We start from the raw sequence: 15,268 nt of genomic DNA, 5'->3' as shown, positions 1-15,268 counted from the left end.
AACGACGAAATCTTCGGCCCGGCGGGGGCGCGGGCCTTCGCCCGCGACGCCAAGGAGGCGGAGGTTCACCTGGTCAACGGCGGGCACTGTCGTGCGCAGGGTTGATGTCAGTGAGATGCGCAGGGTTATGTCAGTGGGAACGCAGAGTTGTTGTCAGTAGGCAGTGACGACGCGGGGAGTCCCAGGAGGCTGTAGAGCACGTTGTCGTGGAAGCGGTCGACGATGCCGCCAGGGTTGACCATCTCGGCGGCGGCGAGGTCTTCCAGCGCCTGGCGCTGCGCGGCGTCGTGGGGGTCGATGCCTCCGTCGACCCAGACGCGCAGGAGGACCTCGGCCTCGGTGGGCTGGATCGGGCCGCGTACGGCAGCGTTGGACTTCTTCCGCCCGGTGAGGGCGTCGACCTGGTACGCGTCGAGGATGTCGAGGCGCGGGGTGACGGTGTACGCCTCGGGTGGGACGTGCCGCAGGAGGAGCACGCCGCCGGTGTCGGGGTGGGTGCGGGCGTGGTCGAGGGCTGTGTCGGTCCGGTGGCGGGTCCAGGACAGGGCGGCTGCGAGAGCGTCAGCGGTGAGGGGGTCGTCCGCGTACGCGAGCGCGGTGAGGACGGTGAGCGCGTCGTGGTCGGCGCCGACCGGGCGGCGGTCGGCTACCCGGCGTTGGCGGGGCAACTCGAAGAGGTCGTCGGAGCCCGGCATCAGGTCGGCGGGGTGCATGTCGAGGCGGCGGGCGAGTTCGAGTAGGACGCGGACGGGCAGGTCGGGGAGTTCTTCGAGGTCGATCTGGTGCTCGTGGACGCCGAGGAGGTCGGCGAGCTGCCAGCCGGTCATCCCGGCGGCCAGGAGGCGCCGCTTGATGACGTACGACTTCTGCACGGAGTCCCGGCGCCGCTGCGGGCCCTCGCGGCGCGGGGCGCGGCGGACGAAGTAGGGCGCGGTCACAGGCGGTCTCGCACGTCGTCGCTGAGGGCGATGAGGTCCAGGCCCCGGTAGTGCATCCATCCGGCGGCCGCGGCGTCGTGGGCGGTCTCGTCGCCGTGGCGGCAGTGGGAGCGGTGGAGCCAGGCCGGGTTGAAGTGGATGCGGTGGCAGGTGCGGATGACGGCTTCGCGCAGGTGGAGTTCCGGGCTCTTGCGGCCGGGGTCCTTGTCGTGGATGAACAGGGGGTCGTTGTCGGTGGCGCCCTGGCTGCGGCGGTAGGCGAGGTGGGCGGCGACGAGCGGGGCGGCGTGCGCGGGGAGGGGTACCGGGTCGTCGGATTCGAGGTGGAGGACCTGGAGGGCGTTGAGCTCGTGCGGGGTGTGGTGGTGGAACTTCCACCGCCCGGGGACGCGCAGGTAGCGGGTCTCCTCGGGCTCGTACGGGCTGCCGGTGACGGGGAGGCGGACGCTGCGGCCGTCGGGGGCGGTGTTGCCGCAGGTGATCAGGCCGAAGCCGGTGGGTCCGTGGGAGAAGTGGATGGACAGGGCGGTCGCGGCGGCCGCTTCGGGTGAGGCGACGGTGCGGATCTTGTGGCAGAGGCGCTCGGTGAGCTGGCTGAGCAGGCGGGTGGTGGGAGCGGTGCCGAGGGTCTCGTACTGCCACCGCAGGAGGTAGCCGCGCAGGAACAGGGCGACCTGGACGCCGCGGAGCCGTACGAGGGCGTGGGCCTGGTCGGGTGCTGGGCCGATGCGGTGGTCGCGCAGGTAGAAGGTGAGGCGGGCGCCGAGGGCCCGGGTGTGCCGCAGGGTGCCGGGCTTGGTGGAGTGGCCGACCAGGCCGCGGCGGGTCAGCCACTGGTCGGCCAGGTGGATCTCGCGCCGTAGACCTCGTTCAGGGCGGTGAAGGTGTTGCCCGGGAGCTTCGTGCGGCAGTGAGCGAGGAAGACGGGGAAGTCCTGCATGGGCAGGACAGGGCCGACTCCTTCGGCCCACGGAGTGTTGGAGTCGGCGCGCAGGGGGCTGGTGAGGGAGCGGGGCGAGGACGGGAGCTCGCGGGCGAACTCGGTCAGGCCGATCGACTGGAAGCGGTAGCCGGCGTCGTGGAAGGCGCGAATGGGCGGCTTTACGAACGCGTCGTCTTCGGTGATGGGCCAGATGAGCCACACGGTGGCATCCGCGCGGGTGCCGAGTTCGGCGAGCAGGTCGAGGGCGCCGTCGGGGAGCTGGTGGCCGCGGTCGATGACGAGGTGGCGTATCTGGTCAGTGGCCAGCCAGGCGGCGGCCTGGCGCCAGGCATCGGGGGCCGGCGTGCGGTCTGCGAGAAGGGTGGCGGGGCTGCGGCCGGTGGCGGTGAGGATGTCGAGGGCGAGGTCGCTGGTGCGGCCGCCGGGGGTCGGGCGGATGACGAGCCGACCGGGGCCTTCGACGGCGGCCAGGCGGTGCACGATGCGGTGGTCGTCGCCGGGGTTGCGGACGAACACCAGGCGAGGGCCCGGCGGCAGGACCCGGTTGAGGACGTTCGGCGCCGGCCTGGTCTCAGGCATAAACGCCGCCGCCGAGGAGGGTGAGGGCGTTGTCGATGACCTCGGTGTCGATGCGGGGCCGGCCGGCGGCCTGGCACAGTCCGGCGGCGGTGTGGGTGAAGGCGGCCCAATCACGCATGGTGCCCTGTCCGTACAGCTCGTCGATCTGCCGCAGCAGGGCGTCGTCCGCGCCGGTGTAGATGGGGTGGTAGTCCCGCATCAGGGTGGGGATCTCCTGGGGGGTCAGCGGGCGGAAGGGCAGACGGCGAAAGACCCGGGAGCGGAGCATCGGTTCGCGGGAGAGGACCTCCCAGCAGCCGTCGCCGCCGACGTAGAGCAGGGCGAACTTCGTCTTCGGGTCGTCGTGCAGGTGCCGCAGCAGTTCGATGCAGTCGCTGTTGAGACGCTGGGCCTCGTCCACGACAACCAGGCGCTTGGGGTGGGACAGCAGGTCCAGGAGCCGGTTGGTGATGTGGAACCGGTTGCGGGACTTGGGGGCCGCGATACCGGTGAGGGCGGCCAGGAGGTGGTCGGCGACCAGGCGCATGGTCGGGCGGGCGGTGAAGGACAGCGAGCACACCGCGGGACCGCCACGGGCGGCCTGGTCCTCCAGGGCGGACTCGACCGCGTACGTCTTGCCGGTGCCGGCCGGGCCGTGGATGACGCCGGTGGCGTTGTTCTTCACGAGGTCGTCCACGATGCGGTGGGCGAGCTGGAAGGTGCCGGTAGGCAGCGTCGCGGCGCCGGTCAGGTCGGCGAAGTGCCGGGGCATTCAGCTCTCCTCGTTCTTGATGATCGGGATGATGCCGAGCAGGGAGGTGGAGGAGCGGGCGCGCAGGGCGGCGTCCAGGGCCTGGCGGGAGGAATTGCGGCCGGTCTTGTCCGCGACGAGCCGGGATTCGGCGGCCGGGGTGCCGTCGCCGGTCATCGGCGCGAGCTCGCGGCGGGCCCGGCGGGATGCCTTGCGGCGTTCGCGGCCGAGCCGGGCGGCTTCCTCGCGCTGCTGGAGACGGAAGGCGTCGGTCTGCTCGGCGGTGAGCGTTCCGGTCGGCAGAGCGGTGCACAGGTGCTTGCCGCCGAGGTAGACCTCGATGGACCGGTCGTCGTGCGGCATGTAGCGGATCTGGACGACCTGGCCGACCCGTCCGTGGATCTCGGACGCCACGTAGGCGTGGCCGCCCAGGTGGATGCCGTCCTTCTGGATCGTGCGCTCATCGCCGGCCAGCAGCAGATGGCGCAGCTTGTCCGCGTCGATCCGGTGCAGAGGTGCCTCGTCCTCCTGCCACGCCGCCAGCGGGGTGCGGCCCTCCAGCATCCGGTGCGGGCGCTCGGTGTTGTACCAGCGCACCCAGGCGGCGAGCCGCGCCACGAAGTCGTCCAGGAGCATCGGCCCGCCGGTCTTCTCGGCGGCGCGCTTGGCGGCCGGGCTGTCGCCGATGGGCCCGTACAGGCGGCCCGACGCGTCGCGGGGGCCGCCGGTGAAGCCGGGCATCAGGGAGATGAGGGTCTGCTCGATGGTGAGGTTGACCCGCTCGACCTTGCCCTTGCGGTGCGGGGTGAATGCTGGGAGGCGGTGAACGGTGACGCACAGCGCGTCCATCACGTCCTTGATGGTGCCGGCGGCGAACTCCAGGCCGCGGTCGATCCGTACGCGGGCCGGGACCGCGCCGAACGGCGAGACGTCGGCGTCGTGGACCAGGGCCATGCGCATCGCGGTCAGGACCGTGCCCGCGTGCGGGCTCACCGCGAGCGACCAGCCCAGCAGGGCGCGGGTGCCGTCGTCGACGATCGTGGTCATCCACGGGGAGAGCGGCTTGCCCTTGGGCGGGTGCACGAGGATCGGCAGCTGCTTGTGGTCCATCTCCCACACCCGGCCCCTCACCTCGTCCGGGCGCCGCAGGTACACCGACTTCGCCCGTCGCCCGGACTCGCCGACCTTCCACGCGGCCCGCTCGGCCGGGGTGAGCTCGCGGTTGAAGGCGACCTGCATCGTGCGCAGCGCGACGGGGGCGGCGCCCGCCCATCCCTCGCGCAGGAAGTCGGGGACCGGGGCGCCGGCGGTGGTGCCGTCGCCGTCCACCACGGCCTGGCGGGCGCGGTGCACGGCGGAGACGTTCCCCCGGTACAGGGCGTACGCCTCCCGGTCCGTCTCGCTCAGCACGTACGGCTCGGGCCCGCGGTGTTCGGGGACACGGGCGGGCGCGGCCAGCCACCGCCACACCGTACGTTCACTGACTCCCAGGCCCTCGGCGGCCAGGCGCACGTGCGCGGCCGACAGTTGTTCGGCGTCACGCAGCTGGATCAGCCGTGCCACCGCCGCAGCACGCTTCGACTCCTCCGCGCCCTCCATGATCGGAAGTCTCCGGCAGCGTACTGAAACGCGTTCGGGACACCTCTCCCGTCCATCCGTACGAGTGAACGCGGGGCGATCGGCGGGCAGTCGTCCCGGGCCCGTCCACGCTGATCCCGGGCAGGAAGGCGTCGGGGCGCTGGTCGGCCAGCAGCGCAGAGATCTCAGCGGCGCGTTGACCGCCGGGTACAGGCCTCCGGCCGCTCGACGCCGGTTGGGGCTTAGAGCGGCCGGAGGCTGGTGGGACCATCACTGCTGCGTCGCGGTCGACGAGAGCGGGCGCGGTGGTGGGAGTGCGGTCAGGCGGCGAAGGAGGCGAGCAGTTCGTTGTACTGCTTGGCGGCGGTGGCCAGCTCTTCGACGGAGAAGCCGAAGGCAGTGCCGTACAGCTTAGCCATCGGCTGAAGGCCGAAAACGGTCATAGCGCCGCGTACACCGCGTCGATCAGAGTCTTCTTCCTCGGATCGTCGGCGATGCCGTAGCCCATGCGGTTCATGACGTACCCCACGCTGACGTCCGCCTCCGGGTCCGCCAGGCCGAAGGAGCCGCCTGTGCCGTCGTGGCCGAATGCGCGGGGGTTGGGGCCGTAGGTGGCGTTCTGGCCGCCGAGCCACATGCCCAGGGCGATCTCCGTGTCGTTCTCGTAGGCCGTGCCGACGACCAGATCGCGGCACACGCCCTGGCCTTGGCGGGCACGCTCGGCGGCCTCGGGGGACAGCACGCGGCGGCCGTCGGCGATGCCCCGGTGGGCGAAGATCCCGTAGAGTGCTGCGACCGCGCGGGCCGTACCGTGGCCATTCGCAGCCGGGAGATGGGCGGCGCGCCACTCGGGGGTGTTGGCGTCGGCAGCCGTGATGACGGGGTTGGCCAGGGAGGCCAGGGCGACGGGCGGCAGCTCCGCGAAGGCCGCCTGGACTGCGGCCGTCATGGCCGGGCCAACCAGTTCCGCTATCCGCCCGGCCTCCTTCTCCGGCAGGCCGATCGTGAAGTCGATGCCCAGTGGCCCGGTGATCTCCTGGTGCAGGTACTCGCCGGGGAGCAGACCGGTGATCCGCCGTACCACCTCTCCGACCAGGAAGCCGTACGTCAGGGCGTGGTAGCCGGACTGCGTGCCCGGATCCCACCACGGCTCCATGGCGGCCAGCCGCGCGGTGGTCAGCTCCCAGTCGTACGCGTCGGCCAGGCTGTGCGGCTCGCGCAGTCCGGCCAGGCCCGCCCGGTGTGAAAGGAGGTGACGTACGAGGACGGTCGATTTGCCGGCCGCGGCGAACTCCGGCCAGTACGTCGCCACGGGGGCGTCCAGGTCGAGCTGTCCCCGGTCGGCCAGCAGATGCGCGACCAGCGCCGTCGGCCCCTTCGTCGTGGACCACACGTTGACCACGGTGTCCCGCTCCCAGGGCCGGGTGCGCGCGGCGTCCGCCCAGCCGCCCCAGAGGTCCACCACGGTCTGCCCGTCGACCTGCACGGCCACCGCGGCGCCCAGTTCCTCGTGCTCCCGGAAGTTCTCCTCGAATGCGGCTCGCACTGAGGCGAACCGCTCGTCGCAGTGGCCTTGGACGGCAGGCCCAGCCGATTCAGAATGGATCATGGTTTTCAATGTGACCTCTCAAGAGGAGTGGCTTGCTAAGGCGCGAGTGATCGCGTCCAGTGCTTCTTCGTGTCGCCCCCAGCCCGGCCCGGCCCGACTGGTTGTTCAGTGCCGTGGCGAGGTCGGGCAGGAAGGCGTCGGGGCGCTGGTCGGGCCGGCAGCGCATTGATCTCAGGGGCGCGGGTGGCCGCCGGGTACAGGCCTCCGGCTGCTCGACGCCGATCGGGTGAAGAGCGGCCGGGGGCCGGTGGGAGCATCACCGCTGCGTAGCCGGTCGACGAGAGCGAGCGCGGTGGATGGGAGCGCGGTCAGGCGGCGAAGGAGGCGAGCAGTTCGTTGTACTGCTTGGCGGCGATGGCCAGGTCCTCGTCGGAGAGGCCGAAGGCGGTGCCGTACACCTTGACCATCGGCTGGATGTCGAACTGGCACAGCCGCAGGGTCGCGTGCCAGCTGCTGAGGAGGGTCTCCAGGGTGGCCTGGTTCGCGCCTTCGGGGGTGTAGTGGTCGCCGGGGACGCCGGCGGTGACGGCGACGATCGCCTTCTTGCCGGCCAGCTGCGAGGACGAGCCATCCATGGTGAAGGCCCAGCCAAAGGTGAAGACCTTGTCCTGCCACTGCTTGAACAGCGGAGTGGTGTTGTACCAGAACACGGGGTGCTGGAAGACGATCACGTCGTGCTCGGCCAGCAGCGCCCGCTCGGCGTCGGCGTCGATCTGGAAGTCGGGGTACGTAGCGTAGAGGTCGTGCACGGTGACATGGGCCAGATCGCGGACGGCGTCCACGAGCGCCGCGTTGGCCTTCGACTGGGACAGGTCGGGGTGGCCTATGACAAGAAGAACCTTGGACACGATGGAGAACCTTTGCAGTGATCAGGGAAATGGGTGAACGGGTGGTGCGGCTTGGTCGGGTGCGGGCCAGGAATTCGCCGGGACGTCAGTCCTGCTCCCGCGCTCCGCGTGCGCAGGAGTGAGCTGGGGAGCGCGAACTCCGCAGCGGCGTACTGCGGGGCGCCTGCCGTGACGTAGGGGTTGCCCGCGGTGATCGCGTACGGCGATCTCGTCGTGGGTGACTGCTTCCTGCGCGGCGCCCGCGTGACTGTCGTCGGCCAGTAGGGCCGCGGCGACTGCGGCGCAGTCCTTGCGAAGGCGTGGGCGGTCAGCGGTCGATGGTGGACATGTTCGCCTCGTCGTGGCGTTCGCCCGCGGCCGGTGTGAGGTTGTTCAGGCGCTCGAGTTGAGCGGGGCTGAGTTCGATGGCGTCGGCGGCGGTGTTCTCTTCGACGCGTGAGACCCGCCGGGTTCCGGGGATGGGGGCGATGTCGTTGCCGCGGGTGAGAATCCACGCCAGCGCGGTCTGTGCCGGGGTGGCGCCGATCTCGGCGCCGATGGTCTGTACTTCGTCGACGATGCGCAGGTTGCGCTGGAAGTTCTCACCGGTGAAGCGCGGGTTGGTCTTGCGCCAGTCGTCGTCGGCGAAGTCGTCGACGGTGCGGATCTGCCCGGTCAGCAGGCCGTGGCCGAGCGGCGAGTACGGGACGAACCCGATACCGAGTTCGCGCAGCAGCGGGAGGATTTCGGCCTCGACGTCGCGGGTCCACAGGGAGTATTCGGTCTGGAGCGCGGCCACCGGATGCACGGCGTGTGCGCGGCGGATCGTGTCGGGTCCGGCCTCCGAGAGTCCGATGTGGCGCACCTTGCCTTCGGCTACCAGCTCGGCCAGCGCGCCGATGGTCTCCTCGATGGGCGTGTTCGGGTCGACGCGGTGCTGGTAGTACAGGTCGATGTGGTCGGTGCCGAGCCGCATGAGCGAGCCCTCGACCGCGGTCTTCACGTTGCCGGCGCTGCTGTCGATCACGCCGGGGCCGCCCCCGGAATGGGAGACGAGACCGAACTTCGTCGCCACCACGACCTGGTCGCGACGGCCCATGATGGCCTTGCCGACGACTTCCTCGCTGTGGAAGGGGCCGTAGATCTCGGCGGTGTCGATATGGGTGACCCCCAGGTCCAGCGCCCGGTGGATCGTGCGGATCGACTCGGAGTCATCGAGCCCCCCGCCGGTGGTGTACGTGCCGGCCATGGTCATGGCTCCCAGGCCGATGCGGGAGACATCAAGCCCGCCCAGTGATACGTGCTTCATCAGGTACTCCTTGTCGTAGGGGCCGTCAGGCCCGGTGGATGGTCATGTCCTGTGAGCGCCATGACCAGTGCGGTGCGCCACCAGTTGACGGACCGCGCGCTGTCGGCGAAGGCGCGGTCCCCGGGTAGCGGGTCAGTTGCCGTGTGCGCACCCGGCGGCTCTGACTCGGCCGGGTGCGGGGCGTGTCGCTCAGGCGCGGGCGTCGTCGTAGGCCGGCGCCGACGACATCGACGCCGGGCTCGTCGGTGATGCGCATGGCTTCGTCCCGGTGGCCGCGCTCGCAGTGGCCTTGCAGGGGGATCCGAGCCGGTCGCTCTCAGCCGATGACCGGCGCTGGTGCTGCCAGGGACAGGCGGTGGAGATCCGTAGGCTGGACCGGCTGTGCCGTGTCAGTGCTCCTGGGTGGCCGGTTCCAGAACGACGACCGGGATCTGACGGTCCGTCTGCTTCTGGTACTCGGCGTAGTCCGGGAACGCCTCGACGGCTCGCGCCCACCACACGGCCTTCTCGTCCCCGGTCACCTCGCGTGCCAGCATGTCCTGGCGCACCGGGCCGTCCTGAAGCTCCACCCGGGGGTCGGCCACCACGTTGTGGTACCAGACCGGGTGCTTGGGGGCTCCGGCCGCGGAGGCGACCACGGCGTAGGAGCCGTCGTGCTCCACGCGCATGACCGGGGACTTGCGGATCTTGCCGCTCTTCGCACCCAAGGAGGTCAGGATGACCACCGGCCGGTCCTGGAGAGTGGTTCCCTGCGTACCGCCGGAGCTTTCGTACAGCTCCACCTGGTCGGCTACAAACTGCACCGGGTTCGGCTCGTACTCGCCTGTGAGTGGCATGGTGTCTCCAAGGTGTCGAAGATGCACTCGGCGGCGGCTGCGCCTGGGCCCGGGTGCGGGGGTTTCGCTCAGGCGTGGGCGTCGTCGTGGGCCAGGTTGCCGCCGAGCTCGCGGGAGGCCTCGGCCTGGGCGAGGAGTTCGCGGGCCTTGTCCTGGGCGGCCTCGATGGCGTCCGCGCCGGCGACGAAGCGCTGCAGGGGCTTGTCCTGGTCGGCGATGGTGAGCAGGGCGCGGGCGAGCTTGGCGGGGTCGCCCGGCTGCTGGCCGTTCATGCTCTTCATGCCCGCGATCCTGGGGGCGGTACGCGGGGCGTAGTCGTCGATGGACAGCTCGGGCCAGGTGGTGGAGCCGTCCACGAGGAGTTCGGTGCGGAAGTAGCCGGGCTCCACAACGGTGGTGTGGATGTTGTACGGCTCGACGTCGTAGCGCAGGGACTCCATCCAGCCCTCTTCGGCGAACTTGGAGGCGGCGTAGGCGGAGGTGAATTCCATGCCGACCAGGCCGGCGGTCGAGGTGATGGTGATGACGTGGCCGGCGCGCTGCTTTCGCATGATCGGCAGGACGGCGCGGGTCACGTTCATCGGGCCGAAGAGGTTGGTCTCGAACTGCTGGCGCATCTGCGCGGGCGAGATCTCCTCGAAGTAGCCGGTGAACAGGTTCCCGGCGTTGTTGATCAGTACGTCGATGCGGCCGAAGCGGTCGACGGCGGCCTGCGCGGCGGCCTGAGCATCGTCCAGGCTGGTCACATCCAGCCTGGTGACCAGCAGGTTGTCCTGCGGCCCGCCCAGGGTCTTCTCGACCTCCTCAGGGCGGCGGCCGGTGGCGACGACCCGGTGCCCGGCGACCAGGGCCTCGCGGGCGATGTCCGTGCCCAGACCGCGTCCGGCACCGGTAACGACGATGACCTTGCTCATGAGGGGCTTCCTTTCAGATGCCGTGATCCGGCACCCGGTGTGTGCGGTGGTGATGCGGGCAGCAGCCCGGCAGCGCCGACGGCCCCGCAGAGGGGCTGGAGATCGGCGGCACGAGCGCCGCCGTATCCGGGCCGTTCACACCGCCGTGGGCGGTGCACCACCAACAAAACCAGTCGCCCCGGCAACGTGGGAGTCCCTGCTGAGAGGGGTACCGACAGGGACCCCCAGGCCTGAGGAAGCACTCGTAAAGTGGAGCACATGGCAGGAAGAAACGACCCTCTCGACACTAATCGCGACATCCGTGACGATTTCCGGGCACAGATCCGAGAATTCCTGGGCACGCGACGGGCCAGGGTCACCCCCGAGCAGGCCGGACTGCCCCTCTACGGCGGAGAGCGCCGGCGCGTCACCGGACTGCGCCGCGAGGAGGTCGCCTTGCTCGCGGGCATCTCCAGCGAGTACTACACCCGGCTGGAGCGCGGCAACGCCACCGGCGTCTCCGAAGGCGTCATCGATGGCATCGCGCAAGCACTCCAGCTCGACGAGGCCGAACGCATCCACCTGCTCGACCTCCTGCGCGGCGCAGGCACCACCCGTCCACCACGACGCCGGCCCGCCCAGCAGCGCGTGCGGCCCACGGTGCAGCGCGTCCTCGACTCGATGACCGGCACACCCGCCTTCGTCCTCAGCGGACGCGGGGACATCCTGGCCGCCAACCTCCTCGGCCGCGCCCTGTTCTCCCCCGTCTATGCCGACCCGGCACGGCCGCCCAACAACGCCAGGTTCGTCTTCCTCGACCCGCACGCCACCACGTTCTTCCGCCACTGGGACCAGGTCGCAGGCGACACGGTCGCGATGCTGCGCGCCGAAGCCGGCCGCGATCTCTACGACCGGCGGCTGACGGACCTGATCGGGGAGCTGTCCACCCGCAGCGAGGAGTTCCGTCGCCGCTGGGCGGCACACAACGTCCGGATGCACACCACCGGCGTGAAGCTCCTGCACCACCCGGTCGTGGGCGACCTCGACCTGCCCTTCGAGACCTTCCCCGTCGGCGACGGCCCCAGCCAGTTCCTCCTCACCTACACCCCAGAGCCCGCCTCACCCTCGCAGGACGCCCTGAACCTGCTGGCCAGCTGGGCCACGACCAACGACGACATCGGCCAGTACGAGCCGGCCAACGACTCCGAGCCCGCCGACTCGGCCGAGACACCCACCTGACGACGCCCGAGGCGCCGCGATACTCCCGATCGAGGTAGTGGGTGACGTGCGGATCCGCGCAGTGAGGCGATGCCAATGACCGCGTCGGCTCATGACGAATGGGCGGACGTCATCGACAGCGCACGCACCCACCGGTCGACGTCGCGCGGCTCTGATCTGCGGGAAGGCCGATTGACCGCCCTGGCGATCCCGAAGGGCGGTACCCCGTACGGGCGCCCGGGGCGGGGTAGGCGGGATGGCGGAGCCACCGCTACGCACTGATCATGGCGCAAGCGGGCCCGTTGATTCCTGATCCATCTGAAACGACCCACCTCATGAGCAAGGTCATCGTCGTTACCGGTGCCGGACGCGGTCTCCGCACGGTCAATGAACAAGGCACCAAACTCGTGAACACAACCAGCCCACCGAGTCCGCGATCTCTGGGCACAGTGGGTCCGCCGACTGACAAAACCCTGCGCCGCACTGACATCTACTCTGCGCACAACAGGCACTTCCTGCTGGAGAGCCACCTGGACGTCGTCGCCGGTTACCTGCGCGGCTTCCTCGGACGAGTGCTCGAATAGATGAGGCGGGCCTGAAGCCGAAGACGGAGCTCCGCGCGACGGCCGCTCCCGGCGCAACGGGGCCGCCCGCAAGCCTCGCGTTCCCCCGCGCCACCGACCGAGCCCCGTAGCGGAAGCAGAGCGCGAGGGCCCGCGGCCGCAGCGGGGCGGCCGGCACCGCGAAATCGCTCGTCGCTCTCATCAATCCGCGAGATCGCCCGGCCTTAAAGGCTCCTGTCCGGCTGGTTTCCGCGGGGCGCCCAGCCCGGGTCGCGGCCGGTGAAGGCGACGAGCCGGTCCAGGGCGGGCGCATCGGCGGACACCGGCACCTCAAGGCCGAACGGTAGACCGGGGCCGCGGTACTCGGGCTTGACCATCGCCTGAAGGACGGCGAGCGCGTGCGCGGCGGCCGCCGGGTCCGGCTGCCACTCCAGGCCCGTGGCCTGGGCCAGGTCCCAGCCGTGCCCGAGCACCTCCACCAGCAACAGGTCGATCACCGCGCTGCCCGGATAGGCACCGCCGAGCCTGGGCACGTTGACGCTCCGCGTGGCCACCGCATCGTCAAGGGCGGCCCGCAGTGTCGCGTCGAGCTTCTCGATGACCGCTGCGAAGTCGTCAGACCGGCCGTCAGACCGGTCCTCGTTAACCCGGGCCTCCGGATCGGGGCGTACGTCGCCGGCGGGGTCGGCGAGCGCGGCCTGGAAGTAGTCCAACCAGCCGAGCAGGTGCAGCCGCAGGGTTCGTACATCGAACTCGTCGCACGGCGTCGGCAGGTCTTCCTGCTCCAGCGTGATCGCGTCGAGCAGGCGCGCCAGATCCTTCAGCACGGGGAAGATCATTACAGCTCCTGGTGATAGGGCATGGCAGCACGGGGTCCCGGCCGACGGGCCGAATAGGCGGCGGCCACTCGGCAGGCGATCTCGGCCGAGGCACGACAGCTGTTCCTCGAGCGCGGCCACTTCGACACGCGGGTCGAAGACATCACGCGTGCCGCGCGCGGTGGCCGGCCGTACCCATCGTCCACGCGGCAGGCGGCGGCAAGAGCGGCTGCGCACGCTCATCGAGCTCACCGACGCATGCCGGTGGCCGCCCGAATGCTTGGCACAGTGGCTGTACGAGCGCCTTGCCACCTTTCTGATCGACCGTGGTGCCGGCTGATGGGCCGGCCCTGACGTTGGCTCGGCGGGCAGACTGTCATCACGCGGATGGTGAGCGTACTCAAGCCGCTTCGTACGCGCCCGGCCGGTCTCTCGGTTGCGGCTGAAGGGCAGCGGAGCGGGGCCTCGTTTGAGCCGTTTGGTCGGTGCGGTCGCCGACTGGAGCCGCCTGGCGGTCGGCTCCTTCCGGGTGCCAGGCCCTTGGGTCGGCTCAGCGATCGGCGTTGACTGCGACAGGGCTGAGATAGAAGCGTGTCCAGTCGATGCGTCCGTCGCGGGTCGTCATGATGACTGGCCCGCGCATGACAGCCTTGGCGCCGTCCGGGGTTGTGCCGACCATCTCCCATTCCGACCAGAGTTCGGCACCGTCCGTGGCGCGGCGCAGGACCTCGGCCTGGATGTCGGGCAGTTGACCGAAGATGGCGGTCCAGTTCGTGAGCACCCTGCCGCTGCCGGTGAAGCCGTCTTGCGGCCGATGCGGGGTCTCGGACCGATAGGTGGCGGTGAAGCAGTCAGCGACCTGGCGAGGGTCGTGGGAGTTGATCGCATTCTTGAGCCGGTCGATCGGGTCGTTCGTGTTCATCGCGAGCTCCTGGTCTTGCGGGTTGCAGCGCGCTGGGCGCGGTCTGAATGCGGGCGCTAGGCCTGGCGCTTCGTCAGGGATGTGGCCGGGCGCACGGCAAGGTGGCGCGGTTCAGGACGACGAGGCCGTTAGCCTTCGCCACCGGGCCTGGTGAAAGAGGCGGCCTGTGCCACGAGTGCGGCGATCTCGGGGTGTTCGGCGAAATGCCGGGCCTGCACCTGCTCGATCTTCGCTTTGATCTCCGGGTCGTCGGAGTCGGTGAGATCGAAGGCCTCGAACCGCGCGAGAAGTCCGATGCCCTCCAGTTCGAGGCGGAGGTGCGCGGGATGGTTCAGGTACTCGTAGTAGCCGTCGAGGTCTTCAATCACGAAAACGGCTCCGTACGCGAAGCCCTCGACGGGGTGCGGGCCGACCACGTACGACTTCACGGCGGGACAGGTCTCGCCCACCTCACGCAGCAGGTCGAGGCAGGCCTCGACCTGCTCGTCACCCAGGTTGGCCTTGGGCGTCAAGCGGTTGATGTGGAAGATCACAGCTACTCCTAAAACTCGGTACGGAACCGTCTCGTCTTGGGTATTTCTAGCAGTGGTCACATCCGAGACGCAACCGTTCCGTCTCGGGTAATGTGACGCCGGTGACCTCATCGCTGAACCCGGCCGAGGGCGGTGCTCGCCGCGGTCGGCGCGGGCCCCGCCTCGACGACCGCACCACCACCGCGATCCAGTCCGCCTTCTTCGAAGAGCTGGCCGCCGTCGGCTACGGACGCTTGTCGGTGGACGCGATCGTGAAACGCGCGGCGGTCAGCAAGGCCGCCGTCTACCGGCGGTGGCCGAGCAAGGCCGACATGGTGGCCGCGATGATCGCGCACGTCGCAACAGACACGGTCGACATGCCCGACACCGGCACGCTGCGTGGCGACTTGGTCGCATTCCTCACCGCCACCTACGACGGCATGCGGCACCCGCTGGCCGCCCGCATCATTCCCGCGATCCTGTCCGAAGCAGGCAGGGACGACGCTCTGGCCGAGACCCTTCGCGAGACGGTCGAGGCACCGCGGCGCGCCCAAGCCGAGGGCGTGCTACGCCGAGCGATCGAGCGTGCCGAACTCCCTGCCGACTGCGACCTGGATCTCGCGCTCGACCACATGATCGGCACGCTCTACTTTCGTGTCCTCGTGCGGCGGGAGGCGCTGGACCGCCCCGCGATCCAGCGCCTGACCGACGGAACGATCGCCGCGCTGGCGGCCACTCGTCTCCCTCGACCCACCGTTTGACCGATCTACCTCGCTACCGGCTGCGCTCGACGTCCCGGCGCTGTCGCCGGTGTCCGGCAGGTCCTTGGCAAGCCGCCCTGTGAGTGCGCTCCCCATTCCTGACACAGTCACGATGTCAGGAAAGCCTGACGAGCGGTGGCGCTTTCCGTGAACCGGTACGCCCGACAACTCCAGGTCGAACCGCCGCCGGGGGTGACCGGCGGGGGCGCCGGCCGTTGTTGCGGGTATGGAC

General features: G+C 70.2%; 15 protein-coding genes. 3 read left to right on the top strand and 12 right to left on the bottom strand.

Annotated features, from left to right (window positions below):
- Positions 1–125 precede the first annotated feature (125 nt).
- From ACS04_RS34970 to ACS04_RS34930, 9 genes are all read right to left on the bottom strand, one after another.
- The gene (locus ACS04_RS34970) at positions 126–938 is read right to left on the bottom strand and encodes a hypothetical protein (RefSeq protein WP_048480885.1); all 813 of its coding nucleotides are present in this window, start codon (positions 936–938) and stop codon (positions 126–128) included.
- Complete coding sequence (locus ACS04_RS35925; RefSeq protein ID WP_063839344.1) at positions 935–1,909, bottom strand: hypothetical protein; 975 nt, start codon at positions 1,907–1,909, stop codon at positions 935–937. The genes ACS04_RS34970 and ACS04_RS35925 overlap by 4 nt, the downstream gene beginning before the upstream one ends.
- 543 nt (positions 1,910–2,452) lie before the next feature.
- Positions 2,453–3,211, bottom strand: coding sequence for an AAA family ATPase (locus tag ACS04_RS34960; protein ID WP_048480883.1), 759 nt, complete (start codon positions 3,209–3,211; stop codon positions 2,453–2,455).
- Positions 3,212–4,789, bottom strand: coding sequence for a Mu transposase C-terminal domain-containing protein (locus tag ACS04_RS34955; RefSeq protein WP_048480882.1), 1,578 nt, complete (start codon positions 4,787–4,789; stop codon positions 3,212–3,214). It lies immediately after the preceding gene.
- Positions 4,790–5,207: 418 nt separating this feature from the next.
- Positions 5,208–6,377, bottom strand: coding sequence for a serine hydrolase domain-containing protein (locus ACS04_RS34950; protein WP_048480881.1), 1,170 nt, complete (start codon positions 6,375–6,377; stop codon positions 5,208–5,210).
- 308 nt (positions 6,378–6,685) lie between these two features.
- A complete protein-coding gene (locus ACS04_RS34945) occupies positions 6,686–7,225 on the bottom strand; it encodes an NAD(P)H-dependent oxidoreductase (protein WP_048480880.1) in 540 nt (179 codons plus the stop codon).
- 307 nt (positions 7,226–7,532) lie between these two features.
- Positions 7,533–8,513 (bottom strand): aldo/keto reductase, encoded by a 981-nt coding sequence (locus ACS04_RS34940; protein ID WP_048480879.1) that lies wholly within the window; start codon positions 8,511–8,513, stop codon positions 7,533–7,535.
- 389 nt (positions 8,514–8,902) lie between these two features.
- Positions 8,903–9,349: a nitroreductase family deazaflavin-dependent oxidoreductase gene (locus tag ACS04_RS34935; RefSeq protein WP_048480878.1), complete on the bottom strand. Its 447-nt coding sequence runs from the start codon at positions 9,347–9,349 to the stop codon at positions 8,903–8,905.
- Positions 9,350–9,417: 68 nt separating this feature from the next.
- Positions 9,418–10,263, bottom strand: a complete 846-nt coding sequence (locus tag ACS04_RS34930; RefSeq protein WP_048480877.1) for an SDR family oxidoreductase — start codon at positions 10,261–10,263, stop codon at positions 9,418–9,420.
- A 258-nt stretch (positions 10,264–10,521) separates the two neighbouring features.
- Between ACS04_RS34930 and ACS04_RS34925 the strand changes: the two genes are divergently transcribed.
- Together ACS04_RS34925 and ACS04_RS38535 are read left to right on the top strand one after the other, a co-directional pair.
- Positions 10,522–11,481 carry a helix-turn-helix domain-containing protein gene (locus ACS04_RS34925; RefSeq protein WP_048480943.1) on the top strand — a complete coding sequence of 320 codons (960 nt, stop codon included), beginning with the start codon at positions 10,522–10,524 and terminating at the stop codon, positions 11,479–11,481.
- A 314-nt stretch (positions 11,482–11,795) separates the two neighbouring features.
- A complete protein-coding gene (locus ACS04_RS38535; protein WP_158977834.1) occupies positions 11,796–12,044 on the top strand; it encodes a hypothetical protein in 249 nt (82 codons plus the stop codon).
- A gap of 203 nt (positions 12,045–12,247) precedes the next feature.
- Here ACS04_RS38535 and ACS04_RS34920 read toward each other — a convergent pair whose 3' ends face one another.
- The 3 genes from ACS04_RS34920 to ACS04_RS34910 form a co-directional block, all read right to left on the bottom strand.
- Entirely contained in the window at positions 12,248–12,862 is a 615-nt protein-coding gene (locus ACS04_RS34920; protein WP_048480876.1) for a TIGR03086 family metal-binding protein, read from the bottom strand.
- A 529-nt stretch (positions 12,863–13,391) separates the two neighbouring features.
- Positions 13,392–13,763, bottom strand: a complete 372-nt coding sequence (locus tag ACS04_RS34915) for a nuclear transport factor 2 family protein (RefSeq protein ID WP_048480875.1) — start codon at positions 13,761–13,763, stop codon at positions 13,392–13,394.
- Between the two features lie 128 nt (positions 13,764–13,891).
- The gene (locus tag ACS04_RS34910; protein WP_048480874.1) at positions 13,892–14,296 is read right to left on the bottom strand and encodes a Dabb family protein; all 405 of its coding nucleotides are present in this window, start codon (positions 14,294–14,296) and stop codon (positions 13,892–13,894) included.
- Positions 14,297–14,397: 101 nt separating this feature from the next.
- On the opposite strand from ACS04_RS34910, the gene ACS04_RS34905 reads away from it, so the two are divergent.
- Complete coding sequence (locus tag ACS04_RS34905) at positions 14,398–15,036, top strand: TetR/AcrR family transcriptional regulator (RefSeq protein WP_053081126.1); 639 nt, start codon at positions 14,398–14,400, stop codon at positions 15,034–15,036.
- The last annotated feature ends 232 nt before the right edge of the window (positions 15,037–15,268 follow it).

The sequence above is a fragment of the Streptomyces roseus genome, from assembly GCF_001044425.1.
Classification (GTDB): Bacteria; Actinomycetota; Actinomycetes; order Streptomycetales; family Streptomycetaceae; genus Streptomyces; species Streptomyces roseus.
This window is presented reverse-complemented; position numbering and strand designations above follow the sequence as displayed.